Source organism: Vibrio sp. MED222 (assembly GCF_000153005.1).
Taxonomy (GTDB): domain Bacteria; phylum Pseudomonadota; class Gammaproteobacteria; order Enterobacterales; family Vibrionaceae; genus Vibrio; species Vibrio tasmaniensis_A.
Genome location: NZ_CH902606.1, coordinates 698,319 through 722,939, shown reverse-complemented (window position 1 = coordinate 722,939; position 24,621 = coordinate 698,319). Strand labels below are relative to the sequence as shown.

Annotated in this window: 22 protein-coding genes and 1 pseudogene; 16 read left to right on the top strand and 7 right to left on the bottom strand. The window is 40.9% G+C overall.

Annotated features, from left to right (window positions below; translation table 11 throughout):
* Window positions 1-31: 31 nt before the first annotated feature.
* Window positions 32-3,049 carry a M6 family metalloprotease domain-containing protein gene (locus MED222_RS18400; protein ID WP_009845569.1) on the top strand — a complete coding sequence of 1,006 codons (3,018 nt, stop codon included), beginning with the start codon at window positions 32-34 and terminating at the stop codon, window positions 3,047-3,049.
* Between the two features lie 548 nt (window positions 3,050-3,597).
* Entirely contained in the window at window positions 3,598-4,482 is an 885-nt protein-coding gene (locus MED222_RS18405; RefSeq protein ID WP_009845568.1) for a LysR family transcriptional regulator, read from the top strand.
* On the opposite strand, the gene MED222_RS18410 is transcribed toward MED222_RS18405, so the two are convergent.
* Window positions 4,483-4,941 carry an A24 family peptidase gene (locus tag MED222_RS18410; protein ID WP_009845567.1) on the bottom strand — a complete coding sequence of 153 codons (459 nt, stop codon included), beginning with the start codon at window positions 4,939-4,941 and terminating at the stop codon, window positions 4,483-4,485.
* 210 nt (window positions 4,942-5,151) lie between these two features.
* On the opposite strand from MED222_RS18410, the gene MED222_RS18415 reads away from it, so the two are divergent.
* The 13 genes from MED222_RS18415 to MED222_RS18475 are packed head-to-tail and all read left to right on the top strand — an operon-like array spanning window position 5,152 to window position 16,328.
* Complete coding sequence (locus tag MED222_RS18415) at window positions 5,152-5,358, top strand: Flp family type IVb pilin (protein WP_009845566.1); 207 nt, start codon at window positions 5,152-5,154, stop codon at window positions 5,356-5,358.
* A 50-nt stretch (window positions 5,359-5,408) separates the two neighbouring features.
* Window positions 5,409-6,185 carry a pilus assembly protein CpaB gene (locus tag MED222_RS18420; RefSeq protein ID WP_009845565.1) on the top strand — a complete coding sequence of 259 codons (777 nt, stop codon included), beginning with the start codon at window positions 5,409-5,411 and terminating at the stop codon, window positions 6,183-6,185.
* Between the two features lies 1 nt (window position 6,186).
* Window positions 6,187-7,512: a type II and III secretion system protein family protein gene (locus MED222_RS18425; protein WP_009845564.1), complete on the top strand. Its 1,326-nt coding sequence runs from the start codon at window positions 6,187-6,189 to the stop codon at window positions 7,510-7,512.
* Window positions 7,512-7,973, top strand: coding sequence for a hypothetical protein (locus tag MED222_RS18430; RefSeq protein WP_009845563.1), 462 nt, complete (start codon window positions 7,512-7,514; stop codon window positions 7,971-7,973). The genes MED222_RS18425 and MED222_RS18430 overlap by 1 nt, the downstream gene beginning before the upstream one ends.
* Before the next feature lie 2 nt (window positions 7,974-7,975).
* Entirely contained in the window at window positions 7,976-9,169 is a 1,194-nt protein-coding gene (locus tag MED222_RS18435; RefSeq protein WP_009845562.1) for an AAA family ATPase, read from the top strand.
* The gene (locus tag MED222_RS18440) at window positions 9,166-10,431 is read left to right on the top strand and encodes a CpaF family protein (protein WP_009845561.1); all 1,266 of its coding nucleotides are present in this window, start codon (window positions 9,166-9,168) and stop codon (window positions 10,429-10,431) included. Before MED222_RS18435 ends, MED222_RS18440 begins: the two co-directional genes overlap by 4 nt.
* Window positions 10,428-11,342, top strand: a complete 915-nt coding sequence (locus MED222_RS18445; protein ID WP_009845560.1) for a type II secretion system F family protein — start codon at window positions 10,428-10,430, stop codon at window positions 11,340-11,342. Before MED222_RS18440 ends, MED222_RS18445 begins: the two co-directional genes overlap by 4 nt.
* On the top strand, window positions 11,342-12,208 hold the full coding sequence (locus MED222_RS18450) for a type II secretion system F family protein (protein ID WP_009845559.1): 867 nt from the start codon (window positions 11,342-11,344) through the stop codon (window positions 12,206-12,208). The genes MED222_RS18445 and MED222_RS18450 overlap by 1 nt, the downstream gene beginning before the upstream one ends.
* Complete coding sequence (locus tag MED222_RS18455; RefSeq protein WP_009845558.1) at window positions 12,205-13,335, top strand: tetratricopeptide repeat protein; 1,131 nt, start codon at window positions 12,205-12,207, stop codon at window positions 13,333-13,335. Before MED222_RS18450 ends, MED222_RS18455 begins: the two co-directional genes overlap by 4 nt.
* Window positions 13,332-13,868 (top strand): TadE/TadG family type IV pilus assembly protein, encoded by a 537-nt coding sequence (locus tag MED222_RS18460; RefSeq protein WP_009845557.1) that lies wholly within the window; start codon window positions 13,332-13,334, stop codon window positions 13,866-13,868. Before MED222_RS18455 ends, MED222_RS18460 begins: the two co-directional genes overlap by 4 nt.
* Window positions 13,858-14,442: a tight adherence pilus pseudopilin TadF gene (tadF, locus tag MED222_RS18465; RefSeq protein WP_009845556.1), complete on the top strand. Its 585-nt coding sequence runs from the start codon at window positions 13,858-13,860 to the stop codon at window positions 14,440-14,442. The genes MED222_RS18460 and tadF overlap by 11 nt, the downstream gene beginning before the upstream one ends.
* A gap of 1 nt (window position 14,443) precedes the next feature.
* Window positions 14,444-15,760, top strand: a complete 1,317-nt coding sequence (locus MED222_RS18470) for a vWA domain-containing protein (RefSeq protein ID WP_009845555.1) — start codon at window positions 14,444-14,446, stop codon at window positions 15,758-15,760.
* Between the two features lies 1 nt (window position 15,761).
* Entirely contained in the window at window positions 15,762-16,328 is a 567-nt protein-coding gene (locus tag MED222_RS18475; RefSeq protein ID WP_012600426.1) for an OmpA family protein, read from the top strand.
* A gap of 137 nt (window positions 16,329-16,465) precedes the next feature.
* On the opposite strand, the gene MED222_RS18480 is transcribed toward MED222_RS18475, so the two are convergent.
* From MED222_RS18480 to MED222_RS18490, 4 genes are all read right to left on the bottom strand, one after another.
* Complete coding sequence (locus tag MED222_RS18480; protein WP_009845553.1) at window positions 16,466-18,769, bottom strand: putative bifunctional diguanylate cyclase/phosphodiesterase; 2,304 nt, start codon at window positions 18,767-18,769, stop codon at window positions 16,466-16,468.
* Between the two features lie 435 nt (window positions 18,770-19,204).
* Window positions 19,205-20,053, bottom strand: a complete 849-nt coding sequence (locus tag MED222_RS18485; protein ID WP_009845552.1) for a sulfurtransferase — start codon at window positions 20,051-20,053, stop codon at window positions 19,205-19,207.
* Between the two features lie 35 nt (window positions 20,054-20,088).
* A complete protein-coding gene (locus MED222_RS21770) occupies window positions 20,089-20,403 on the bottom strand; it encodes a hypothetical protein (RefSeq protein WP_083784002.1) in 315 nt (104 codons plus the stop codon).
* 227 nt (window positions 20,404-20,630) lie between these two features.
* Complete coding sequence (locus tag MED222_RS18490; RefSeq protein WP_442852139.1) at window positions 20,631-21,245, bottom strand: hypothetical protein; 615 nt, start codon at window positions 21,243-21,245, stop codon at window positions 20,631-20,633.
* Here MED222_RS18490 and MED222_RS22805 point away from each other — a divergent pair.
* Window positions 21,142-21,360 (top strand): annotated as a pseudogene (locus MED222_RS22805) (hypothetical protein); the annotation flags it as partial. The gene MED222_RS18490 and the pseudogene MED222_RS22805 sit on opposite strands and share 104 nt — an antisense overlap.
* Before the next feature lie 111 nt (window positions 21,361-21,471).
* Here the strand turns inward: MED222_RS22805 and MED222_RS18500 are convergent.
* Together MED222_RS18500 and moeB are read right to left on the bottom strand one after the other, a co-directional pair.
* The gene (locus MED222_RS18500; RefSeq protein WP_009845549.1) at window positions 21,472-23,607 is read right to left on the bottom strand and encodes an LruC domain-containing protein; all 2,136 of its coding nucleotides are present in this window, start codon (window positions 23,605-23,607) and stop codon (window positions 21,472-21,474) included.
* A 256-nt stretch (window positions 23,608-23,863) separates the two neighbouring features.
* On the bottom strand, window positions 23,864-24,613 hold the full coding sequence (gene moeB / locus MED222_RS18505; protein WP_009845548.1) for a molybdopterin-synthase adenylyltransferase MoeB: 750 nt from the start codon (window positions 24,611-24,613) through the stop codon (window positions 23,864-23,866).
* Between the last annotated feature and the right edge of the window lie 8 nt (window positions 24,614-24,621).

The window sequence follows — 24,621 nt, the reverse complement described above, 5'->3', positions numbered from 1 at the left end:
TCAGAGAAATTAAAATAACGAGATTATCCTAATGAGGACAAAATTAATTTGTACATTTATTACAGCACTCATTGCTGTTTGCTCTGTACAAGCGACTACTTTACCTGCGCCAACTTGGCACACAATGACCTTTATTGATGGCAGTACAAAAGAACTGCGCTTAATGGGGTCTCAATATATGTTTTGGTACCAAGACCATGATGGTCACCTATACGTTCAGGGGGTTGATAATCAGTGGTACTTTGCTAAATATGAAACAAGTGAAAAAGGAGGGGGGAGTGTTGTTTCAACTGGGGTGTTGGCTTCGAGTGATACTGAAATACCCGTTGAATCAAACATAAAAAACCTAAAGATTGATCCAATACATATCAATGAATCTTTTGACTCACCCGCTGCGAACCACAAAAGATTTACCCCAATGAATACTCAACGCTCACACCTAAACAGTCCTTCGAAAAAAAGGATCACTGAGCAGGCCTTATTGGTAATACAGGTCAGTTTTTTAGACGAACAGATTGAAAATGATTTTCAGTCGACGATATTTGGTGAAAACCAACAAAGTGTTCAAGATTATTTCCTAAAAAATAGTTATGGGAATTATAAAGTTGTTCCTGCCAAAGAAAATGAAGGAACAAAAAATGATGGTGTTATTAATATCACGCTGGATATAGATCATCCTAACTGCCATTCAAAGTCTGAGAAAAACTGCCAAACTAAGCTTAATAATGTGTTCACAAAGGCATATGAAGCGCTAGATGTTGACTTCGACCTTTCTCAATATGATTCGAACAACGATAATAGCATCTCAGCTCAAGAGCTGTCAGTCATGTTTGTCTTTGCTGGGAATGACAAATCTAGTGGTACACGAAAAACCCCGACAATTTGGCCTCATAAGTATGCTCATAGCACTGTCGAGATCGATGGAAAACGCATTAGTGCTTATTGCTTGTTCGCCGATTATCAAGGTGACCATCAGTCAACAATGGGGGTGATAGCACATGAGCTTGGACATCTGATGTTAGGACTTCCAGATTTATATTCTTATCAGCATGATGGTTCTATTGGTCATTGGGGGTTAATGGGAGGGGGCAGTTGGGGGAGAAAACCGACGGATCAGTATGCTGGCGAAACTCCGGTCAACATGTTGGCTTGGAGTAAAGAGGCATCTGGTTTTTTAAAGCCGAAAGTTCTCTCCAATAACGGGAGTATTGAAGTTGGTACAATCAAGGGTGAAAGCGTTATCCACCTTGACCCTTACCTTAAACAGTTTGGGCCTCGTGCTTATGTGGAAAATAGACGCAAAAACGATTATGACCAAGCGCTCCGTGGTGAGGGGTTATTAATCACAGCCGTGAATATAGATAACCAATTCAATAGTTCTGGTCCGATGCAAGTACAGGTATTCCAAGCCGATGGAGAGGGGTTATTAGAAAATGGATTCTCTTCTGGAGACTCTGGCGATGTCTTCCCAGGTAGAGAATCGGTTACCAATCTCTCCGATGATTCAGAACCTTCCTTAACAGCGATTACGGCGGGGCGAAAGACGGATATCTCAATAACCAATATTGTTAGCGATGATACCAAAGCGAGTTTCTCTTTGTTGGTACCTAACACCAACAACAAATCATCTTGGGTAACCTCTTTTGGGAGAACATACCCACGTTATGACGCGAATATTAATGTTCTAGGTTTCCCCATTGATGTGGTCAAGGGAAACCAAAGTATTGGAGGAATTCACTTTTACGCGAAAGCAACGAGCGCCGCGATGCCGATGTTTTATCGTTTGGTGGAATATCCATATCAATCAAGATTCGGCAATGCAGTTATTGACGAGCAAGCAGCTCGATTGTTACACAGAGGCATCGCGAGGCAGGGCGGCGGACAAATCATTTTCGACGAGAAAATTAAGCTTGGGCTAGGCACAAAGTTAATTGTCTTAGAGATTGAGAATGGTACCCCTGAATACTCAACTCAGTTTTTAGATGCGTATTTAGGGGATGGACAAAGGAAAAGTCAATTTTCAGGATCTATTTCTGATTACAAAACTCGAGGGTTGAGTCGCGGTTTCGGTCAGAATTTCCCTTTTGCAGCGCTTTTTGAGTTGCCAATAGATGCGAGGCCAATTGCTGTCGATGACATGATATCGACCGAGGAAGATACCCCTTTTATGCTTAATTTATTGGCTAATGATATCAATTTACCGAAGCCAAATAATTACTCTTTTGAAATCGCTCAGAAGCCAATGAAGGGCGTGATAAAGGATGGAACCTACTTCCCAAAGGTTGACCAGTTTGGCCGTGACAGCTTCACATACCGTTTGGTAGATAAGCTAGGGTATGAGACGGATTTTGCTAGTGTGGAAGTTGATATTAAGCCTGTGAATGACGCGCCAAAGTTAACAATAGATAGGCTCGAGGTGACGTCTAAGCCTGGTGAAACTGTTACTTTTACGGTAACCGATATTACCGACGTCGATTCTTCTGAACATGAAATTATGTGGTCTCAAATTCAAGGTCCAAGCCTGAAATTAAGTGGATCACGCTCCAAAGTCCTACAAGTGATAGTACCTAGTGATGCTTCGAAAGGAGAGCGATACCGATTTACAATTTTGGTACAGGACTCGTCAGGAGGTTATGCAAAGCAGTCTGTAGTTCTGGATGTGCAAAGAACGGAAGCTTTATTATTAGGCACCAAATCGTTGCAAGTAAAATATGGAGATACAATCGATTTAGTTCCTATTACTAACGGAGCTAACCACACATTATATATTTTAGAATTCCCACGCAGTGGTATTGCAAAAATTGTCGATAGTAAGATCATTTATAATGCTCCTGCTCAACGTAAGCTGGCTTTATATGACACTATCAAATATAAGGTTTTATCGGCCGATGGTGATGAGTGGGTCGGATCGTTTGATATAGAAGTTTTACCGAGTGTTTCAAACGCATCATCTGTGCCATTAAGTCAAGATAATTCATCCGGAGGAAGTTCCTCACTACCTATCCTCTTTATATTGTGTATGCTCTTTCGACTACGAAAGCAACGATAGAATAAATTGAAATGAAAGAGCTATATTTATTGGCTCTTTTTATTTTTCTGCACATACATGAGATAATCGGAAAAAGAATGTTCTGTCGCACTTCTTTCCCTTAGGTTACATTAATAGGTGTTTGGTTGCATTTTGGTGTAACGCTGATCACAAAAATAGATAATGGTTACTTTGAGTGTTTTTTGAGCTTTAATCCTATGCAGTGGGAATATTTACATTAATTTCAACGATTTTCGTCAACGAAAAGGTGGAGAGTGCATAGGTTTTGGTTATAATTGTGTTGATTGTCATTTGCATTGGAAAGGTGTTGTGTAAGGGCTTTGGTATGTGAATGACACACAAAACATGTTGTTTGTAAAAGCACATAAGGATTTGTGAATCAGTTGTTGGTTGTGGTGGGTGTGTTTATTTATATAGGTGCATATAAACATTATTTATGAGTATATAAATAATGTTTTTTTGTATCTGAATGACACTATTGTTACTTTGACGCTGATTTTTAATAAGAATAATTAATAAAATAACGCAACATCGGGGTAGTTTGCACCATGAAAAACGTCAACAGGTCTATCGACGTCAAATATTTAAGAACATTTTCGCACGTTGCTAAACACAAAAGTTTTACAGCAGCCGCTGAGTCTTTATTTATGACACAACCCGCTGTATCTCAGCATATTAAAAAGATCGAAAGTACAATCGGGGCGAGTATTTTTGATAGGAAAGAGGGATTTTTACTCACTAAACACGGAAAAGTATTACTTGATTATGCAGACCAAACAATGTCTATGTACGAAAGATTGTTTGAAGATTTGGAAAAGGTTGAATTAAGAGACCAATTCAATATAGCGATTTCTGAATCTTTTTGCTTCGATATGGTTGAGCGTGTAATCAATGAATTTCGAATGTTGAACAATATAGACTTGTCCATAAATAGTTTCACAAAGTCCTCTTTATTGGATTCTTCTCGTTACGATTTGATTTTTACAATGGATAGAATTTCACAAGAGAATGGAAAATCCTATCAACTGAATACCGTTAACTATGTTATCGCGCATTCTAATTCACTTGATCCGCATGAGTGTTATCCGCAGAGAGTTGTTTTTTGTAGTTCTCTTCCCAAATCTTATGTACAAGAGATACTCAACGATTATAAAATTGACTCAAATCATGTGACGAGTTGGGTGAAGACAAGTTCATGCCAATTCCTTAAAAATGAACTGGAAACGAATGGAACTATTTTAATATTTCCTGAATGGTCGATACGTCACAATAAATGCAAGACAATACCATTACGTCAAAAAGTAAACACGTACGTTTGGTGTAGTGATGAAATTTCACAAGAGTTAGAGACGTTAGGTATTAAAGATAAGATTCAACAATTATTTCAAATCAGTGATATTTCTAGCCCTATATTAGAGCACAATATTATGTAGTCAGTTTGCTAAAATGGATATAGTGCTAAAAAAGAAACAGCTCATAGCAATAGGTATTCCGTAAGGAATGCCTTTTGTAAAGCTAGGTAATCCTCTTACCTTTCCTACTATGTACATTGCGAAAACCAAAAAGCCTCCTAGAAAGCCTATACAAATCAATGTTATCGTAACTAGATTTGGCTGTATGCCAATGATTAAGGCACAGAGTAACTTCACATCTCCAGCTCCTATCACTTTTAGATACCAAAGTATAAAAAACACCACGAAACATAAAATCGCAATGGGTAGTGATGACATCAAGTAACCGTTATTTAACGCGACAATATTACTAAATATCAAAGCAATTTTGTTTAGGTTGTTTGGGATTTTTCTATGCCAACCATCAAAGAAGCATACAAACGACAGTATTAAAAAATTTGTTGATATTAATACAATGTTAACTAATAAATCTATATTCATAGTTAGAGGGTATACTCAATAAGTTTTTATTTCAACAGATGTCGATTTTATATTATTTATGGCTTTATAAATATACATTATCTCAATACCCAATAAATTTGTGTTATGTGTCCATAATAACTATTAATTTGATGTATGTTTTTGTATCAGGTAAATTTTCCTCGCAATTTCAATTAGACCAATGGTCAACATACTTTTTATAGGATTATTATGTACTACAAAACTTTAGCAAAAATGGCTGAACTTAAAATGAAGTTCGAAGATGATGTTCGTGGTGTGACTGCAGTTGAATATGCAATTATTGCCGTTGTAATGTCAGGAATTATATTAACTGCGTTCCAGAATGATACTATATCAGGAGGAATAGACGCAGCACTTGGCGCTGTAAAAGCTGATTTAGACGCAGCTAGTAAGTAATTGAAATATAATAATCTATAAGGGGCTTGTGCCCCTATTTTGGGCTTGATATGAACAGAATAATCATTCTTCTTTTTGTTGCTTTATCTATTTTTTCAACGCTGGTATATATTAATATTAACTATATTTCAACTGACGAAGAGCCACTTGAGGTTCACGAAAAAGAAGAACCTAAAGTCAGCATTTTAGTTACTCAAAAAGAAATTAGACGTTCTCAACCTTTAATCCCCAAGTATTATGAACAGAAGTTTGTTCACATATCTGATTTAGATGGTTACTACTATACGTTAGAAGACGATTTAGTTGTTAAACCTGGTGCTCTTTTTAAAGATGACATCAGTAAAGGTACTTATTTAACACAAGATATGATCTCCAATCCGGGAGACCGAGATTATATGTACTTGTCACTAAATGATGGTGAATTACCTTATTTTTATGAAGTAACAGGTATTGGAGTCGTACAAACGGCAACTCTTACTCCTGGCGATAAAGTGAGTTTTGTTTCAACAACGTCTTCAAAATCAAACCTGGTTGAGAATGGGTATGGTGATATTGGCGATCTCGTTAGCCGAGTAATTATCAGTGGGGCGCGTGTTTTGCAGGTAATAAAAGGCAGTGAAGATAGTGACTCCGAAGATGCAGAGGATAAAAAATACAGTTTAGTCATTGCATTGAATATGCGGAGTGTTTTGAAGCTAGAAATGGCTCAAAAAATTGGTGATGTGAATATTATTCCATCTGAAATAGAAAATCGCTATTTATCTATCCGCAGTAGTGACCTTTTAGAAACTCAGTTTGGTGTCAGAGAATTACGTGGTAAGGAATAACATGACTTTAAAGAAGAAAAATATAGCCTTGCTATTGTGCGGGATTCTTTCATGTCCATTGCTCGCATCAGAATTAATGAACTTGGATCAAGGCGCTGCGAAAACCATTAATTTGAAGAGACAGATATCGACGGTGTTTGTCGCGAATCAAGAAATAGCAGACTACAAAATTATCGATGAAAATAAGGTTGTAGTTTATGGCGTTGGCCAAGGAACGACCTCTGTGATTGTTTATGATCGCGGTGGAAACGAAATTTATAACGCAGAATTGGTAGTCAACCAAAGTTTAAGACTATTGAAGCAAACACTCATTGCTAGATTCCCTGATGAAAACGTTGTGGTTTCCAATGTAGGTGACCAAGTTGTATTAGATGGCATTGTCGGTAGTGAAGAGATTAAACAAAAAATCAATCGACTTGTTGGTGAAATGTTGAAGAAAGATCGTCGCCGCGCAGCTTATGAACTAAAGGATGCGGACGGTGAAGCCTTAGACGAGCTAGAGTACACGGCAAAGTACAACTACGATCAAGTCATTAATAACTTGAAAGTACTCACTACTGAGCAGATCAATGTCAAGCTAACGGTCGCGGAAGTATCTAGCTCATTTTTGACAGAATTAGGTGTTACTTATAGCGATAGTGGTGATCCGGGTACTTTTGTAAATAAGCTACTTGATTTTACGGCTCAAGATATCGTTTCAGTTATTTCCGCTAGTGGTGATGACAAAATCGGGCGTGTATTGGCCGAGCCCAACCTTTCTGTTATTTCAGGTGAGCAGGCTAGTTTCCTAGCCGGTGGCGAGATACCAATTGCTATCAGAGATGAAGACGGGATTACCATTTCTTATAAAGAATACGGCGTTAAGTTGGCCATGGTTGCAAAGGTAACTGACACAGAGAATATTCGCCTAACCTTGATCCCAGAGGTTAGCTCGATTGATGAATCAAACAAAACCACGACAGGCTTAATTTCTGTGCCTTCTTTACGAACTCGACGAGCTCAAACAACGGTTCACTTGAAAGATGGGCAAAGTTTTGTTTTGGCGGGGCTATTGACATCGGAAGAGCGTGAATCGTTAACCAAGATTCCAATCTTGGGAGATATTCCAATTCTAGGTGCGTTGTTTAGCCACTCTTCCACCAACCGTTCCAAGACTGAATTGATCATTGTTGCGACTGTAAACTTGGTTGATCCGGTTGAGCAAGAGCAGGTCAAATTGCCAAGCTTTAGACGCACAAGTGATCTCGAAAGACTCCTTAGAATTGATCTTTCGGAACTTGACGAACCAGAGCTTGAAAACACGATAAACCAAGGAGGATTCAACTAATGAGATGGATCGTTATTACTTTAATCGCTCTTATTGCTTCTGCTTGTTCTCATGTTGATACCCCAAACTCTAGTGTGATTGAGCAACTGGAGGAGCGCTTTGAATTTGATATGGCGAGTAGTGAAGATTCAATCTCTCGCTCGGTGGCCTTTATTCGTGAGCTCAATGCGAGAGAACCTAAGGCGACGTTCTACGTTAAATATAAACCGGATGCGAGTGAGTTTGTTGCCAAATTACGAGATCGATTTAAGTCGGAATCTATCGCAAAAGACAGATATAAAATCGAACTTGCCGATCATGACCAAGAAAAAAACATCTTAATCATAGGTCGATATGTCCGAATTAAAAGCAGCGAATGTGGAGTGATGGTGTTCTCGAAAAGGGAAGATTATCAATTTGGTTGTAGTGTTGAACATAACCGAAACATCAGCTTGGTTAACCCAATTAAGAAGGCGAAATAGTAATGGACTTGGATATCTTGTTTCGTAATTCGTCGTCGAAAGTGAAGTCGACGGTTGAGGCTACCGATCTCATTGTGTCTGATGATAATACCCTAACTGAATCTATTAATGATTTGTACGCTATTGAAGGTTTCCCTAAACCACTTGAAGTCACCGATATTGATTTAGATGGCGTTTGGAATCAGTCAAACATTAAGCTTAACCACGTTGTGTTGGATCTTCGTAGTGCCTCCAACGTTATAGAGCAAGTTTCCGAGATTTCGGTTCGTTTGGATGTGAATATATCTTTGCTTGTTCTCTGTGATGTTGATTCGATAAAGCTGCGTAACCAAGTGCATGCATTAGGTGCTAGTTATGTTCTTTGGGATCCTGAACTTGATTCATTACTTGCGGCAATTAAAACGACGCAAGAAGGTGAAAGCACCGTTAAAAAAACGCGTGTAGCCAAACGTATATTAGTTTTGGGTACCAAAGGTGGCATTGGAGTATCTTGCGTAAGTTCTGTTTTAGCACACTCCTTAGCAGAGCAAGCAAATCTAAAGACACTCTTGGTGGATCATGATTCAGGAGCACTAAATAGTGACATTTATATAGGTGTAAAAGGCTTGAAAGCCAAGCACAACAGTATAGATTTGAATCAGATCGATATCGACAGTGCGATAGCTAAGACCTATGTACATGGTGTGAAAGATAAGCTTGATTACTTGGTACTAGAGAAAAATGTTGCTTGCCTTACTGATCACGCATCTACATTGTACAACCTTTCCAATCAACTCATTGATCAATATAACTTTATCATAGATTCGGCGCCCTTATCTTGCTATGAAGAGATGCATGATCAGGAGTTATCAGATAAGTACCATCGCATCTTTATTGTCTGCGAACCTTCGGTTTCTTCACTGCGTTCTTATAACTCTTTGAAGAAGAAGATCGGGAAATCTGAACACCAAATCATCTTCAACCTTAATCGGCCAGCGAAAGACTTCATGATGACACTCGCGAGTGCGAAAGAGAGAATCAAAGCCAAAGATAGTATTGATTTCATGTACGAGCCGTCGCTAGAAAAAATCGTGGTACAGCAAGGTATTAATGAGTTGCTTAAATCTAAGTCTGCCACTGCCGTTCTAACTATGGTTGCCACGTTGACAGGCAAGAAAATTAAAACTAAATCACGTTTCAGTTTGTTTAGAAAATGAATCAATTAAAAGAAATTTACATCCAGCTTCGAGATGAGATCTTTGATGCTCTAGATGCCGCTACGCTTGTTGAAATTAGTAATCAAGAGCTAGAAGAACAACTCAAAGACTCGGTTAATATATTGATCGATAAGAAGCAGCTGCAAGTCAGCTCATTGAAACGTGTCGACTTAGTCAAAGCGTTACTCGATGAGTTGAAAGGCCTTGGGCCCCTGCAAGCTTTAGTCGATAACGATGATATATCGGATATCATGATCAACGGTCCTTCGGATATCTTCATAGAAATCAATGGCAAGGTTGAACAATCACCCATTCAATTTGTTAACGAAAAACAACTGAACACCATCGCTAAGCGAATCGCATCAAATGTGGGTCGTCGTATCGATGAATCAAAACCCCTTTGTGATGCTCGTTTAATGGATGGGAGCCGTGTAAATATTGTGATCCCCCCGTTAGCGATAGACGGTACCTCTATCTCGATTCGTAAATTCAAAGAGCAAAAAATTAGGCTTGAGAATCTTGCTGAGTTTGGTGCGATGTCTGTCGAAATGGCTAAGCTTTTGTCCATTGCGAGCCATTGCAAGTGCAACATATTGATCTCCGGTGGTACTGGTTCAGGTAAAACAACGTTATTGAACGCATTATCTGGCTTCATTGGCGAAACTGAACGTATTGTTACTATTGAAGATGCTGCGGAACTACAGCTACAAAAACCTCATATTGTTAGGCTTGAAACTCGACAAGCTAGCGTTGAAGGAACAGGAGAAATCACCGCTCGAGACCTTGTGATTAATGCCCTTCGTATGCGCCCGGACAGAATTATTGTTGGTGAGTGTCGTGGTGGTGAAGCCTTTGAAATGCTTCAAGCGATGAATACAGGGCATGATGGATCTATGTCGACATTGCACGCCAATACACCGCGTGATGCCATTGCTCGTACTGAGAGCATGGTAATGATGGCAACAGCCAGTCTGCCGATATCCGCAATACGTAGAACCATCGTTAGTGCAGTAGACCTTATCGTTCAAGTTAAGCGCCTCCACGATGGTAGCCGCAAGGTGATGTACATTTCTGAAATTATCGGGATGGAAGGGGATAGCGTGGTGATGGAAGACATTTTTCGTTACGAAGCGACTTCAAATTTCAAAGATGGAAAAATGGAAGGTGAGTTCAGAACACCCGGTTTATCGACTCGTTCTGTGATTTATGAACGCGCAAAATTCTTTGGTTTAGAACAAGCAGTGAAGGAGATATTTACATGACCTTAATACTGATTGCTTCATGGAGCGCTTTGCTACTTTACTTCCTTATCCATCGCTCTCGTCAAAGCAAAAAATTGAGTAGCTTAATTGAGATGGAAGCTGAGTTTGAAGGGGTTAAAGGTGTTCGCTCTGTTATCGATTCACAACAGTTTGAAGAGAGCTATAAAGCCAGAATCAGGAAAATGTACAAGAAGGTAATCAAGGTATTTCAACCTAATATGTCCTTGAAGCTGGTCTTGTTTATCTCTGTGACGACATCTGCAACTTATGCTCTCAATGAGTTTTTTTTACGTCAGGACTTTATAGTTTGTCTGATTGTTGTTGAGCCTCTCTTGTTCTTTGTCTTTTATAACAATCTAAAAGCAAGGCAAGTAGAGCGTTTTAAAACTAACTTTCCAGACGCTTTGAACATTTTGAGTGGGGCCATTTCTTCAGGGCAAAGCATCATTCATGCCTTCGAGTATGTAGGTAAGCAGCTTGATAACGAAGTGGGCAAAGAGTTCAAATTCATGGCTGAGCGTTTACTTATTGGTGAAGACCCTGATGACGTTCTTGAACGAAGTAGCAATACGTTTCCGTACTTAGAGTACTTTTTCTTTGCTTCAACGATAAGAATCAATTTGGCTAGAGGTGGACAACTCAAAGATGTGATCAACAAAATAAACCGACTTATGTTCGATTCAAGAGCTGTGGAGAAAAAGAAAAATGCCTTGACCTCAGAAGCTCGAGCTTCGGCAAAGATAATTGCCTGCTTACCGGTTATTTTTCTTATTATTTTGAAGTTTACGAGTCCTGAAAACTACAGTTTTGTGATGTTTGAAGAAGCTGGTCAACCTATTTTTTATTATGTATTAGCCAGTGAGCTAGTTGGTTTTTTTTGCATTTGGCTGATTTTGCGGGGTGTGAATTGATGGACTTTGAAACCGTTATTATTTGGAGTGTGATATTCATTATATCGATGGTCCTAGCAACGTATTGTTTACGGTTTTGGGATAATACGAGAGCGGATATAGAGACTCGAAAAATAATCGGTTCGACACGAGAAGAGAAGAAAAGAGCAGATTTATTCAAGGCTATATTGTCTAGGATTAGTTTTAATAAGCATGAAACAAAAAGAAAATTGGTCGCAGCTGGCTTTTACAGTGATTTCCTGGCCGACGTTTATTACTTACTAAAAATCGTTCCTTTTTGTGTTTGCTTAGCACTGATTGGCTTTGATTTTTATAGCGGCGACACGAAAACGGTATTCGCACTGTTATATCTAATGGGGGCTTTATTAATATTTATCATTGGTCCTGATTCTTATGTGTCGGCTCGAGGTAAATCTAACATCAAGCACATAAGTTCACGATTGCCATTTTTACTCGACTTAATGAATGTTTGCGTCCATACGGGGATGACTATCGAGTCTAGCTTGGAGTACTTGGCGAAAGAACTTCACTCAGTAGACAGTAACCTTGCTCATGTGGTCAGAGTAACTGTCGAACGATCTCGCCTGGTGGGCCTTGAAAAGGCATTAGAAGAATTTTATGAGCTTGTTCCAACTAGTGAATCACAAAGTTTTGTAATGACCATGGTGCAGAGCCTCCAATTTGGTTCATCAGTTGGTCCGGTATTAGTGACTTTAGCAAGCGATATTCGCGAGCTTAATATGATGGATTTAGAAGAACGAATCGGGAAAATGGGGGCGAAGATGTCGATTCCACTTATCGCTTTTATCATGGTTCCGATTATTATTTTAATTGCAGCTCCAGGTATTATGAGGGCGTTGATGTGATAAGAAATTTTGTATTGTCCGTTATTGTTTTGGTTCTCTTCTCCGGTTGTTCAACGGTTAATAACCAACTTGATACCAAAGAACAACTGCTTTTAGGGTCGGGTGACTCACAGAAACTCATTGAATTTTATAAGGCAAATATACAATCGGAACCTGAATATAAAGTTAAATTGGTTAATTTGTATTTAGATCTAAAAGATATCAAGTCTGCTGAGCTGTATCGCAGCACTTACAATGATAATGATCTTGATGAACCTGAATACATTTTAACTAATGCAAGGCTTTATTATCAAAAAAAGAATTTTGAGAAAGCACTGGAAGAGCTGAGTAAGTATCGGGATGAAGGTGGCAAAGAGTATGAGTATCAACTTTTAACTGGAAAAATATTGGCTCAGCAAAAGCGATTTGCCCAAGCGATCGAACATTTTGAGGAAAGTAGAAAACAAGGGGCTTCAGACAGGGAGGCTGGCAACAATATCGCAGTCGTCAAAATAATGCAGTCTGATTATTTGGGTGCAACAGACATTTTATATGACCTTTACCTTTCGAATCCGAATGATCAGAGAGTGAGCTCTAACTTGATTCTCTCTTCGGTTAAATCTCAGCGACCGGATATCGCGCTAGAGGTTTTGAAGCATTCGAATAGCGATGAGCAAGCTCACAAACAGTTGTCTGCATTAATGAGGTCAATATCTAAAAGCAAAGGGAAGAAGGCCGTGACACAGTCAACGATAGAAATGGAACAACACTTTATTGGCTCTCAAGCTAATTCAGGGGGCTTTGTAGCCCCGACGTCTCGCGTAAGTAAATTGGATGCTACCACAGAGTTTCAAGCATCTAGACACAGTGTCGATGGTTCTGTACTTGACCCAAGAAAACTTAAGCCCGGGGCAAAACCCATTTATCGTGTGCAAGTATTGGCGACGTATACGGCGATCCCCTCTGACTTTTTGAACTATTTGAAAACAAACTACGGCTCTGTTTATTCGTATACACATGGTTTATGGAAGCGTTACTGCATTGGTGACTTTAATGACTTAGATGAAGCGAAAGCGTTTTTAAACAGTATCGATATCAAGGGAGCATTCGTTGTTGATTACACTAAGAAAAGGTATGTCCGACTATGAGAAGGTTTAAGCGAAAGCAAAAGGGGTCATTGACGGTTGAAGTCGCTATGGGGATTCCGATTTTTCTGGCTATTGCCTTTGGCTGGGTAGAGATCTGTATTTTGACATTCTCAATGAGCATGACAGACCATGCTTTGACCACAGCGGTAATGCGTACCAAAAAAGCGGGCGACTCAAGCAGTAGCAATTCCATCAACTACGGCCAAATGATCAATGATGAGTTAACTAAAGCTGGCGGGGCATTATGGAGTAATGTAGTCAAAGAGGGGAGTGTAGTTATTCATGTTAACTACTTTCGTGACTACGAAGGCTTTCTCAAATGTACGGATACTTACGCTTCTACAGATGAGTGCCCAGATAAGAAAGATGAACCCGAAGACATGGCATTAGCTGTCTATGCTTTAGAGTATACCTACGACCCGATTGTATCCATTTGGTTTCCAGATATTGCTATTAAACGTGAAGTCATCACTATCCAAGAATATGAAAGATGTTCGTTCAAAATTGGTCAGGGGGCAGGTTGTGCAAGCTAAACAAAAAGGCGCATTTGCTGTTGAATTGGCGATGGTATTAGTTTTTGCTTCAGGGATCTTCGTTGCCGTAGTCAATCATATGCTAGCTATTAATAAGAAGGGCCAACTCGACAGAGCTTCTTATTCATTGACCACTATCTTTGCTGAACGAAAACAATTGTTTAATGCCAACATGGATATATGTGCGGGTGACTGTAGAAAGACAGAACACAACGCGTTTGTGATTGCTTCTGCTTCGATGAAACGAATGATTCCAAACTTTGATAAAACCAAGTTTGGGATGCGCATCGACGAAATAAGGCTTGAAGAAACCGCTTTATCTGGAGGTAGAGTGAATTACCGAAGGGTTCAAAAAACTCTAACCAAAGGGAGCATTCATGGGTGTGACTTTCCTGATATGAGCGATATAACTAAGCAAAAAGCGATAGAAATACTGCCAATCACATCACGAGGTCGCAGATTACCCATGTATCAGGTTTCATTATGTTATGAAACACCAATCAATGTGCTTGGTGTTGCTAACGGTGAAGTCTTTCGCCTTGTAAGTACATCTTATTCATTTGCGAGGGTTTGAGGTGAAATCGATAAAGAAAAACCGAGGTGTCGCAGGTATTTTGTTCGTTGGTCTCTTACCAGCGATGGTTATTTTTATGGCGTTTTCGATGCAAATGTCGCAACAGATGTTGGCTCACTCTCGGTTATTAGAAGCTGCAGAGGTTGCGAGCCTCGCACTTATTGCAAGCCCTAAAGAGGATGAAGATAAAAACGTAAAGTATGCACGTTACTTGGTTGATAGATACATTTTAGACAATTCAGAGGATGTGGATGTCGCCGTATTTACCCGTAAATGTGAATATAAAGATGGTTGTGTTCAAGCTAGCGGCGAATTAGCGCCATTTAGTGACTTTGTCGTTAGTGCTACCGCCAAATATACATCATGGATTTCGTATGAAGATGTCGATTTAGAACCTGAATTTACGGTTAGTGGACGAGCGGTCACGCGAAAGTATCTTCCTCAATCTGTCGACGTTTACTTCATCGGTGACTTTAGTGGTTCTATGGGTAACTCGTGGAAGAACGGAAAAATGAAGTTAGACGTTGTAAAAGAAACCATTAAACGAGTTGTTGATGACATCGAAAAATTTAATACGGAAGAAAAGAGTCGAGTCGCCTTACTTGGTTACAACCCGTTTCATGTTAAGCAGACCGATAAAACTGTAAGAGTTAACGCTTATGGCTATTACGGTTCATGGAGAAAAAAATACGCTTACAATTACGCTCGTTCCTCGCCAGGAACAACGGTTAGGCGAATGTTTGACAAACCCAAACTGTATAACGAAATACTCGAGCCAAAGAGGGGTATGAGTCGATACGAGGTTGAACGTCTCCATACCCACAACGTTAATTTTGCTAAGTATTATAAGTTTTATGATATTCCATTGACTGAAGACTATGATGAATTTCGGTCTCAACTAATGAATACCAAGCTGCAAGCTGGTGGAGGAACGTCGTCATGGAATGGGATCATTGCTGCCGCCCAAGAAGCTAATAAAGCAACGAATCTAAACCCTGAGCAAGTGTTTATTGTTTTATCTGATGGTCAGGATGGCGACAAGAACTATTTACAAAAACTAGTGGACCAAGGGCTGTGTAAAAAGCTGCGCTCAACTATATCGGCCAAACGAAATCGCTTCCAAAGTAACTCGCCGACTGAAGCTGAAAAAACCAAAGTCACGATGGGCGTCATTGGTATTAATTACAAAGTAAATGAAAGTGATGGCTTTGGGGATTGTTTTGGTAAGAAAAACATCTACCACGCAAAAGATGGTGAAGATGTGTACAAGTACATTCTGAATTTGATTAATGAAGAAACCGGAAAACTAAAGGATTAACATGAGATACCTAGTAATTATGTCTACGATACTACTGTCTCCATTGAGCTATGCAAACTGCTTGGGCAATGTCGGCGAATACGTCACTTCGAAAACGTTGGTGTCTTCTCATACTGTTACGACACAAGTGACTGGAAAGCTAATAAAGCTTGATGAAAAACCTCAAAATGAGGTGCTCAATAGAGAGAGTGAAGTCATTCAAATCGCAGCTCAAGATGATGTCTGTTTCTATGATAAAGCGACGCAATCTTTGGTGCTCAATTATCCAACTAACGTGTACCTATTGGATGAAAACCATAAACAAGTATTAGGGCAGTACCTTAGCTTGGTGGGAGATAAATCCAAGATTTATATAGAAGGTCATGCAGATAGCTTAGGCAGTAAAAGCTACAACAAAGCACTGTCATCTCGCCGAGCAGGACAAGTGGCGAGCTACTTGAAGAAAGATCTTCATCAAGGGAATCGCATTGTTGAATATGCGTATGGCGAAAGTGCACCAATTTGTAAAGTCACAGACAATAAGGCAACAGGTTGTAACCGACGAGTTGTGATAACAGTTAAGTCGTAATGGGCTTTGTTGTCGTTGTCTGTATTTTTATTTTTTGGGCCGCTCTGTTAAGTGGTGTGTAAAGAAAAGGGAACCCGTTTGGGTTCCCTTTTTAATCTATAGCGTTATTCGTTTAACCAGGTAAAGTACCCAAACAGTTACAACGTGGGTTCTGGTAGTTCTGTAGCCATAACTTGAGCCGGTGTTAGATACTTGCATAACTCATCATAAGGAATAGGGCGAGAGAAGTAGTAACCTTGCATTAAGTCACATCCGCATGCTTTTAGAATCGCGAAGTGTTCGTTTGATTCTACGCCTTCTGCCAACACCACCATACCGAAGTTTTTACCGATAGCGATGATGTTCTGGACCATTGTTAGTGACTGTTGATCGACTGCTATGTTTTCAATGAAACTCTTATCAATCTTAAGTTCGTCGATAGGGAGTGCTTTTAACATGCTCAATGACGAGTAGCCCGTACCGAAGTCATCCAGAGAGATCTTAATATCGTTTTCTTTGAGGGCTTCAAATAGTGGTTTCACTATAGCCACATCTTCAATGAACAAGCTTTCAGTAATCTCGAGCGTTAAACAGCTTGGTGAGAACTGATATTTCTCAAGCGTAGTGAATAGGTGTTCTGAGAACGACTTATGTGAAAACTGACGTACGGATATATTGATCGAAAGACCGATCTTTTGTTCTATCGTTCGGTGTAAATGAGCGATCTGCATAACGCTGGATTCAATAATAAAGGTGCCGAGTTTTTGCATTAAACCTGTGCTTTCAGCAATAGGAATAAATACGTCTGGCGGGACAAAACCCAGTTCATCATCTACCCAACGCACAAGCGCTTCTACACCGTGAGTACTTTCATCGGCACGAACCAATGGTTGAAAAACCATAAATAAAGCTTGTTTATCGATAGCGATACGAAGCCTTTGTTCTACTCTCATTTTGTAGAGGTGGGCGTCTTGCATCTCAGTAGTAAAAATACTGTATGAGTTTTGCTGCTGTTTCGCTTTGTACATCGAAATATCGGCAGAGCGTAACAGGCTATCTAAATCTCTTCCGTGGTCTGGGAAGCGGGCAATACCTACACTGCAACTCAACAAAAATTGAGCGCTTTCAACTTCATAAGGTTGAGAAAGTACTTCAATAATTCGTTCTGATAGTCGCTTAATTTCAGATTCACTATTCAGCGTTGTTAAAAACAAGAACTCATCACTGGATTCTCGTACCAATAGGCTGACTCTGGAGCGAAACCGCATCAAACGTAATGCAATTTGTTTGAGCACCTTGTCTCCGAAGTCATGTCCATGGGTATCATTAACACATTTGAAGTTATCGATGTCGATAAACAGCAGTGAGAATGGCTCTGACTCATCTTCAATCCACTTGCCAATGTTTTTACGCATATAGGAGCGGTTGGGGAGAGAGGTTAATGGATCGTGATTGGCTTGGTAAATCAATTGGCTGCGAGTTCGTTGCTCGTTCTTCGCAATCGATTTTACTAAAAAATAGAAACCAAACTGAAGAACAACAAAAACAAAGAAAAGAGTACCGAACTCTTTTGCGAATATACCATCAACGTGTTCTAGGTCTGTACGGCCGACAACCCAAAGCTTGTAGTCTGGAATGTATTTAGCGCTAACGAGCGATGGGAAAGCGCTATCATCGATACAGAAAGAATATGTGTATTTTCCTGTTTTCGCTTCTTTGACGCTGACAGTCACTTGCTCAGAAAAGCTTTTGGTAATGCGATCCATTAGATCGTTATCAACTGGTTTTAAATAAGCGTCTAGCGACTCGATATCGCTAGAAAAAAACTGACGATAGTTGTCGGTTCTAAGTAGAGTTAACGTGTTGTAATTGCCTGCGTGCGCATTGTTTTCAAACAATATTGTACTGTCTAAGCGTAAACCTGCGGTCATGACTGCATCAACGTTCTTGCCATCGAGAGAAATGGATTTTCTTAATGGGATCACGAGGCTGTTAAGAGAATCATGGAAATAGGTGCGCCCTAAAACCATTTTATTACTCGATATAGCCTCTAGAAATGAGTCTCTGGTGTACGGGAGATCCAGTAAATTAAATTGATCAGACAGTTGTAGGTTTGAGCTGATTGATAGGTAATCCCCTTGAGGATTTAGTAACCCGAAAGCGGCTATTGCAGGATGAGTATCAAGCAGTTTATCTAATATTGGTCGAATTTGAATCGAAGCCGTGCGGGTAAAGTCGGACTGCTGAGCAAGTTGATGCCCAACCACTTCAAGCAGTGCTTCTTGGCTAGTTAATAGAGAGTTTACTGAGCTAGAGAAGATCTCAACTTGGATATGCTGTTGCTTAGTAAAGTCATCTCTGTTTGATTGCCACTTGGTTATGCCAAAGGCGCTGAAAAGTATCAGGGTAAGCAGCACGATCATAGCGTACAGCGACCAGATATTTTTCTTAAATAGAGCCATGAGATGCCTTTTGTTGGTGACTACTTTTAACAGACTGCAAGTGACAACGTTTATATCGCCAGTGTGATTAATACAACGAGGCATAAAACATCAGAGATGAATATATCAATGATTAAATAGTGTAACGGCTAAGAACAGAGATTCTTGAATGAAATATTAACACTCATAAACGTGCTGACAATTAACCCATGATTAATCACAGTTTTTGTTAGCAATCGGATGGCTCTACACATAGGTAGTGTTAACTCTGTCACTACCTAGGTGTCTTCAAGTGACTACGTCTTCAAGTTACAACCGTGTTAAACGCTTGAGTTAATAAGTGCCTAGCTGATTGAGCAATAAGATGCTTAAGTGTCATGGGCTTCAGCCATAACCTTTAGTAAGCTCCGTATGCATGCGCAGTATATTCTAACAGTATCATTAAGCGAAGCTGAATTACTTTTTAGTTACGGCAATAGGTAGTTTTTCATTTGCGCCCCATTCAGTCCATGAGCCATCGTAAACGCCCATATCACTTGAATAACCAGCCAGTTTAGCGGCTAATAAAATGATGCAAGCCGTCACACCTGAGCCACAGCTAAAGAACATAGGTTGAGAGGGGGGTAAGTTTAGGGTCGAGAAAATGTCAACTAACTCTTCTTGAGGTTTCAATTTACCTGCATTTAAGACTTGTGCGAACGGCAAGCAAACTGAGTTTGGGATGTGGCCACTACGTAAGCCTTCACGTGGTTCAGGAACTTCTGAATCGAAGCGAGCTTGAGAACGCGCATCTACAATGTTCGCGTTCTTGTTATCGGAATAGCTTTCAATTTGTTGAGCATTAACAAAATAGTCGTCTTGAATACTCCCATCAAAATTCCCGGCTTGAACTTCTGTTTTATAGTTAGTGTCTGTTACGTAGCCTGCATCTATCCATGCAGGTAAACCGCCATCTAAGATATAAACGTTGTTATGTCCCATTGCCATAAACATCCACCATGCGCGAGGCGAGGCAAAAGTTCCTGAGTTATCGTAAACCACGATCGTACTGTCTTGATTGATACCAATTTCTTGTGCGCGTGTATTGAAGTGTTTTTCGGTCGGGAACATGTGAGGGAGCAGAGTGTGCTTGTTACAAAAGTCTTTGTCGTAATCGAAACGAATCGCACTAGGTATCACTTGTCCTTTGATCTTTTCTGACTCACTTGGGATCTGAAATTCGATACTGGCGTCGAGGATTACAATGTTGTCTTCTTCTAGCAAACGTTGTTGAAGTTGTTCTGGTGAAATGAGTGGCTGATTCATTCTTCTTATATCCATTCTTGTTGTTATATCGGCGACTAAGGCGCAGCCCGGCAGTGGATGAACTGATAGCTGCTTTGTCCGGTTATTTGATTGTTTAATGTATCAAGCACAACAATAGAATCAATAGGGCAGTCTGTTGTTGGTGGAATGGAAACGCGAAATATTTCGTTGTCTTGAGTTTCAACCGTGAGGTAGCGTCTATGTCCGTCTAGGGATTGAGTGAGCGTATTGGAGATGACTCTGGCTTCAATGCGTTCTCCGGTAGAAGATGTCATTGGGAAATAGGTGAGAAATAAAAGTAGCCCAATACCAATCGATAATATAACGAATCCTATTTTCAACTGTTTCATAAAGTAAGCCTTTGAAAGTCATCTTTAAAAGATAAGACAGGCTTTCGATAAAGTGAACATAACCAGTACTGAAAATTGAAACAGCGCCCAAATATAAAGGTGAGCCTCATTGCTCACCTTTATGCATTGTTATTCGACTTTCGACTTTCAACTTCGAGACTGCTGACTAACTCCAACTAAATTTAGCTATTGTTAAACTGAACTCAGCGCTTTTCATTCCTTTACGTTTACCAAGTGATTTGTGATCCGTCACTTGCAACGACTTGTTGCAGCGGCGCTTGACCATCATAAAACCAGATCTCAATTAACAGAATATCTTCGCTTAGCGGCGCCGAAAAGTTGGACGTAAATGTACCGTTGTCTAAAGGGCCTCCAATGACCTTACTTGAATAATCAGGCTTGTAAGTTAAGTCTGTCCTTGTGGTAAATCGACTATATACGGATACGAACGAACGATCGGTTGAGATGTGGCTGATATCAATATTGAGGTCAAATTGATCTACAGAGTTATAATCGAAACCATCAGGTATTACGAGCTCATCCATTTTGTACGCTTGCGGGCCGTTGGAGATAACCGCATTAACTGGTGTCGGTGCCGGATTTATAGCGACGGTGACTGGTGATGAGACCACTGATGGTGATGTAACTGGCGCTGACGCCACTGGTGTTGACGTCGCTGGCGTTGACGTCACTGGTGTTGACGTCACTGGTGTTGACGTCACTGATGCTGACGTCACTGGCGCTGACGCCACTGGTGTTGACGTCACTGGTGTTGACGTCGCTGGTGTTGACGTCGCTGGTGTTGACGTCGCTGGTGTTGACGTCACTGGTGTTGACGTCACTGGTGTTGAAGGCGATGGGTTAGGAGTTGATGCTCCTCCATCGCCGCCTCCGCCACCACACCCTACCAACGTTAGTGATGCGATTAGTAATGGAATACGTATTGACTGCGACTGAGCCGTATTTTTCTTAAGTGCAGCATTCGACAGACTAGATAAGATAGCATTGTTAAAGTTCCGGCGACCGTTTGTTACTGTCTGTTTAATTGGCATATTCATAATCATTCTCCTAAGGCAAGTAACATTGGTCAGCGGCAGGTGTTTGGAACCAATCGGTGGATTGAGTACCGCCGGATTCAGCAAAGTTCGCAAAGTTTGGATAGGCGGTGACGATATCTACATATTCCAGTGGCCATTGCCATTCCGTGTCTGAAGTAATCAGCAGTGCCCACGGGTGGTTGTCTGCAGTTTTGAAATATTTGCCTGTTGATGGATTGCTGTCATCAACGCCTAGTCCTGCTTCAAAGAGATTAGCGGTATCAAACGCCTCGGTTGGATCTTGGTCTGGCAAGTGCACCTCCCAGCTGCGCCCTGGATGTAGAGGTAGGTTTTCACCATGATAATACCCAGGCGTCGCGAAAATAAATGGGTCGTAAGGCATGTCAGTCCAACTGCCAGTACTCACTCCATCGCCAGCTAAAGTAATCCCGATTTGGAAAGCGAATTGCTCATCTTCTTTACAAGAGCTGATGGTGCGGTAGAAGGTACAACTAGTACTGATTTTCTCTGTAAGGTCGTTAGCAATAACAAAGATTGCCTCGCTACGTCCTTGCTCCAAGTCTAAATCAGTGAACACACCATTGTGCTTCATGTAAGAGCTTCCGCTACTCACTAAGCTTGGGTCTAGATTAGGAAGTCGAACCGCAAAACCATTTCTGTACGAAGCACCTACTGCAGCAAGACGTCCATCGATGGTTGATTTAACGACTTTTCCATCTTTAAGGATCTCGGTAATGCGATACATAATCACAGCATCATTCATGTCGTAATCAGCTTTATAAGGCCAGTTATCTTCATACGCCAAGGTTGCGTAACCAGAAGCACTTGGGAAGTAACGGGCTGTAGCGCCGTCGTTAAGAACATCAACTTGAATATCAACTACCTCACCAGATGTCGAACCACCAAAGTAGCTCAGGTTGGTTTGTTGGCTGAATCTGAAGCGAGCCCAAGTAGTCCCCGTTAGTGCGTTGATATCGACATTTAGGAACAGATCGTTTTCACCAGCATCCAGTTGGTAGTCGGTAAATACTTGCTCGTTAGCACCATCGAAGCTGCCATCTTGGTTCCAGTCAATCCACGCCGAAAGGTAACCGGTTGTTGAAGCTTCAATCACCACTTTTGAATCAAGCCCGGCTTCAAGCGCCGTAACAAAACCGATACCACCGTTTGCCCACTCGTCATCAATGCCAACACTTTCATCCGATTGTGGAGTTACGTAGCCATCAAGGTCGGCATCGGGTGCATCAGTGCCTAACCAAGTCACACCATCAAGTTCATGTCGAGGACCATTGCTGGCGAGTAGGGTTAGGTAGCTGTCTGGCGCATCACCAAAGTCGATGTTGGAATCTTCATCAACAACTGGGGCGTTGGCACAACGAGCGCCATCGTTTTGGCCGGAAGAAGGTCCATTCGATACAAATTCAACGGCTGGAACAATTCCTGCTGCGATATTGCTCGCGTTGTCTGGAGACAGATTGATACGGTAGATTTTCCCGTCTTGATTTCGAGATACGTAGTAATAGCCGTTTACATCAAAATAACCCGCTCCGAATGTACCTAACTCACCAGTATCACCGATGTAAGTTTCGGCACCGGTTGTAGGATTGAAGCTGTATAAGCCTCCGGAGTTATTATCGATACCATATAAAGAACCATCACTTGGGTGGAAAGCGAAATCAGTCAGTTTTACGGTTGCCGGGCTACCAGCTATTTTGTTAACTGTAACAGTCGCGTTTGGGTCGGCGTCTAACGGCGATAGATCAACGGTGAACAAGCCTTTTCCTGTACGGTAAAGGTAATACACATGGTCATAGACATCGCCGACATAGAAAGTGTGATCGGTTGGTAATCCACTGGTATTGATCACTTCTGCTTGGAAATCCTGTCCAAGGCGCACCAAGCGTTTGTTGGTAGTGTCATAGCCATAAATATATCTGTCTTGAAAGTCGAAACCAACACCATTGATATTGGCGTTCATGCCCGTATCGTCTTCTAACAGGGTGGTTGAGCCTGTCACTAGGTTCACGCCCCAAACTTGTACGGGTGTCGATTGGAATAGGTAAGCCTGGCTCGGACAGGTATCGAATGGCGCTGCGTTGGCGACCAAAGGCGCACTTAATAGCAAACTTAACGTTGTAATTCTCATATCTACATCCTTGTCATAGAAGGTCTAGATACTTTTACAAGTTACGTGCCACTTTTAAGTTGTTGATTTTTATTGTTTATATTCTAAACTGCTGAGATGTGCAATATATTCTCAAAATGAGAATTCAAATGAAACTAATATTTTATAGATCATTTCAAATTGATAAATCGATTTGAGAAGCTGATGTTGAGACCTAAAAAAGCCCTGACTTTTAGTCAAGGCTTAGGCTGTCGATTAGAGGGGGGATATGCTTAGTCTATCCGCACACCGAGCAATTAGGCATCTTCATTAAATTCATTTCACGCCAGCTGTGAGACATGGCATCGAGAATTAAAAGTTTGCCTTGCTTTGGTTGTCCAAACTTAGCAATAACTTTGATAGCTTCCAAAGCCTGAGCTGCGCCCACCATGCCAACTACCGGTGCCATCACACCGGCTTCAACACAGCTTAGTGCAGCGTTGCCGAATAGAGCACTCAAGCACTGATAACACGGTGCGTCAGTATCTTGATAAGTGAATACGCTGATCTGGCCTTCCATACGAATAGCAGCACCAGAAACTAATGGTGTTTTCGATGCGTAGCACAAGCGGTTCAACTGATTACGTGTTTCTACGTTGTCACTTGCGTCGAGAACAAGCGAGTGAGTTTCAATCAACTTGCCAAGAGCTTGGTCATCAAGCCTGTGGTCGACAGTTTCAATTGTCAGATGAGGGTTCAATACCTGCAGCGACTCAGCGGCAGAATTGACTTTCTTCTTACCAATGTCAGCATCGGTGTGAAGGACTTGTCGTTGCAAGTTAGAAAGCTCGACAATATCATCATCGATCAGTGTTAGCTTACCAATGCCCGCAGTCGCAAGGTATTGAGCGGAGGCACAACCTAAGCCTCCAGCCCCTAATACTAAGATTGAGCTCTGCTTTAGTGCTTCTTGGCCTTCAAAATCAAACTGCTTAAGAATGATTTGACGGTTGTAGCGAAGCATCTCTACGTCAGACAGTATTTCCATCAGTAAGC

What these genes read in the sequence shown, in the direction of transcription:
- MED222_RS18400 (WP_009845569.1), top strand. Translation starts at nt 32, where the DNA reads ATGAGGACAAAATTAATTTGTACATTTATTACAGCACTCATTGCTGTT.
- MED222_RS18405 (WP_009845568.1), top strand. Translation starts at nt 3,598, where the DNA reads ATGAAAAACGTCAACAGGTCTATCGACGTCAAATATTTAAGAACATTT.
- MED222_RS18410 (WP_009845567.1), bottom strand. Translation starts at nt 4,941, where the DNA reads ATGAATATAGATTTATTAGTTAACATTGTATTAATATCAACAAATTTT.
- MED222_RS18415 (WP_009845566.1), top strand. Translation starts at nt 5,152, where the DNA reads ATGTACTACAAAACTTTAGCAAAAATGGCTGAACTTAAAATGAAGTTC.
- MED222_RS18420 (WP_009845565.1), top strand. Translation starts at nt 5,409, where the DNA reads ATGAACAGAATAATCATTCTTCTTTTTGTTGCTTTATCTATTTTTTCA.
- MED222_RS18425 (WP_009845564.1), top strand. Translation starts at nt 6,187, where the DNA reads ATGACTTTAAAGAAGAAAAATATAGCCTTGCTATTGTGCGGGATTCTT.
- MED222_RS18430 (WP_009845563.1), top strand. Translation starts at nt 7,512, where the DNA reads ATGAGATGGATCGTTATTACTTTAATCGCTCTTATTGCTTCTGCTTGT.
- MED222_RS18435 (WP_009845562.1), top strand. Translation starts at nt 7,976, where the DNA reads ATGGACTTGGATATCTTGTTTCGTAATTCGTCGTCGAAAGTGAAGTCG.
- MED222_RS18440 (WP_009845561.1), top strand. Translation starts at nt 9,166, where the DNA reads ATGAATCAATTAAAAGAAATTTACATCCAGCTTCGAGATGAGATCTTT.
- MED222_RS18445 (WP_009845560.1), top strand. Translation starts at nt 10,428, where the DNA reads ATGACCTTAATACTGATTGCTTCATGGAGCGCTTTGCTACTTTACTTC.
- MED222_RS18450 (WP_009845559.1), top strand. Translation starts at nt 11,342, where the DNA reads ATGGACTTTGAAACCGTTATTATTTGGAGTGTGATATTCATTATATCG.
- MED222_RS18460 (WP_009845557.1), top strand. Translation starts at nt 13,332, where the DNA reads ATGAGAAGGTTTAAGCGAAAGCAAAAGGGGTCATTGACGGTTGAAGTC.
- MED222_RS18475 (WP_012600426.1), top strand. Translation starts at nt 15,762, where the DNA reads ATGAGATACCTAGTAATTATGTCTACGATACTACTGTCTCCATTGAGC.
- MED222_RS18480 (WP_009845553.1), bottom strand. Translation starts at nt 18,769, where the DNA reads ATGGCTCTATTTAAGAAAAATATCTGGTCGCTGTACGCTATGATCGTG.
- MED222_RS18485 (WP_009845552.1), bottom strand. Translation starts at nt 20,053, where the DNA reads ATGAATCAGCCACTCATTTCACCAGAACAACTTCAACAACGTTTGCTA.
- MED222_RS21770 (WP_083784002.1), bottom strand. Translation starts at nt 20,403, where the DNA reads ATGAAACAGTTGAAAATAGGATTCGTTATATTATCGATTGGTATTGGG.
- MED222_RS18500 (WP_009845549.1), bottom strand. Translation starts at nt 23,607, where the DNA reads ATGAGAATTACAACGTTAAGTTTGCTATTAAGTGCGCCTTTGGTCGCC.
- moeB (WP_009845548.1), bottom strand. Translation starts at nt 24,613, where the DNA reads ATGGAAATACTGTCTGACGTAGAGATGCTTCGCTACAACCGTCAAATC.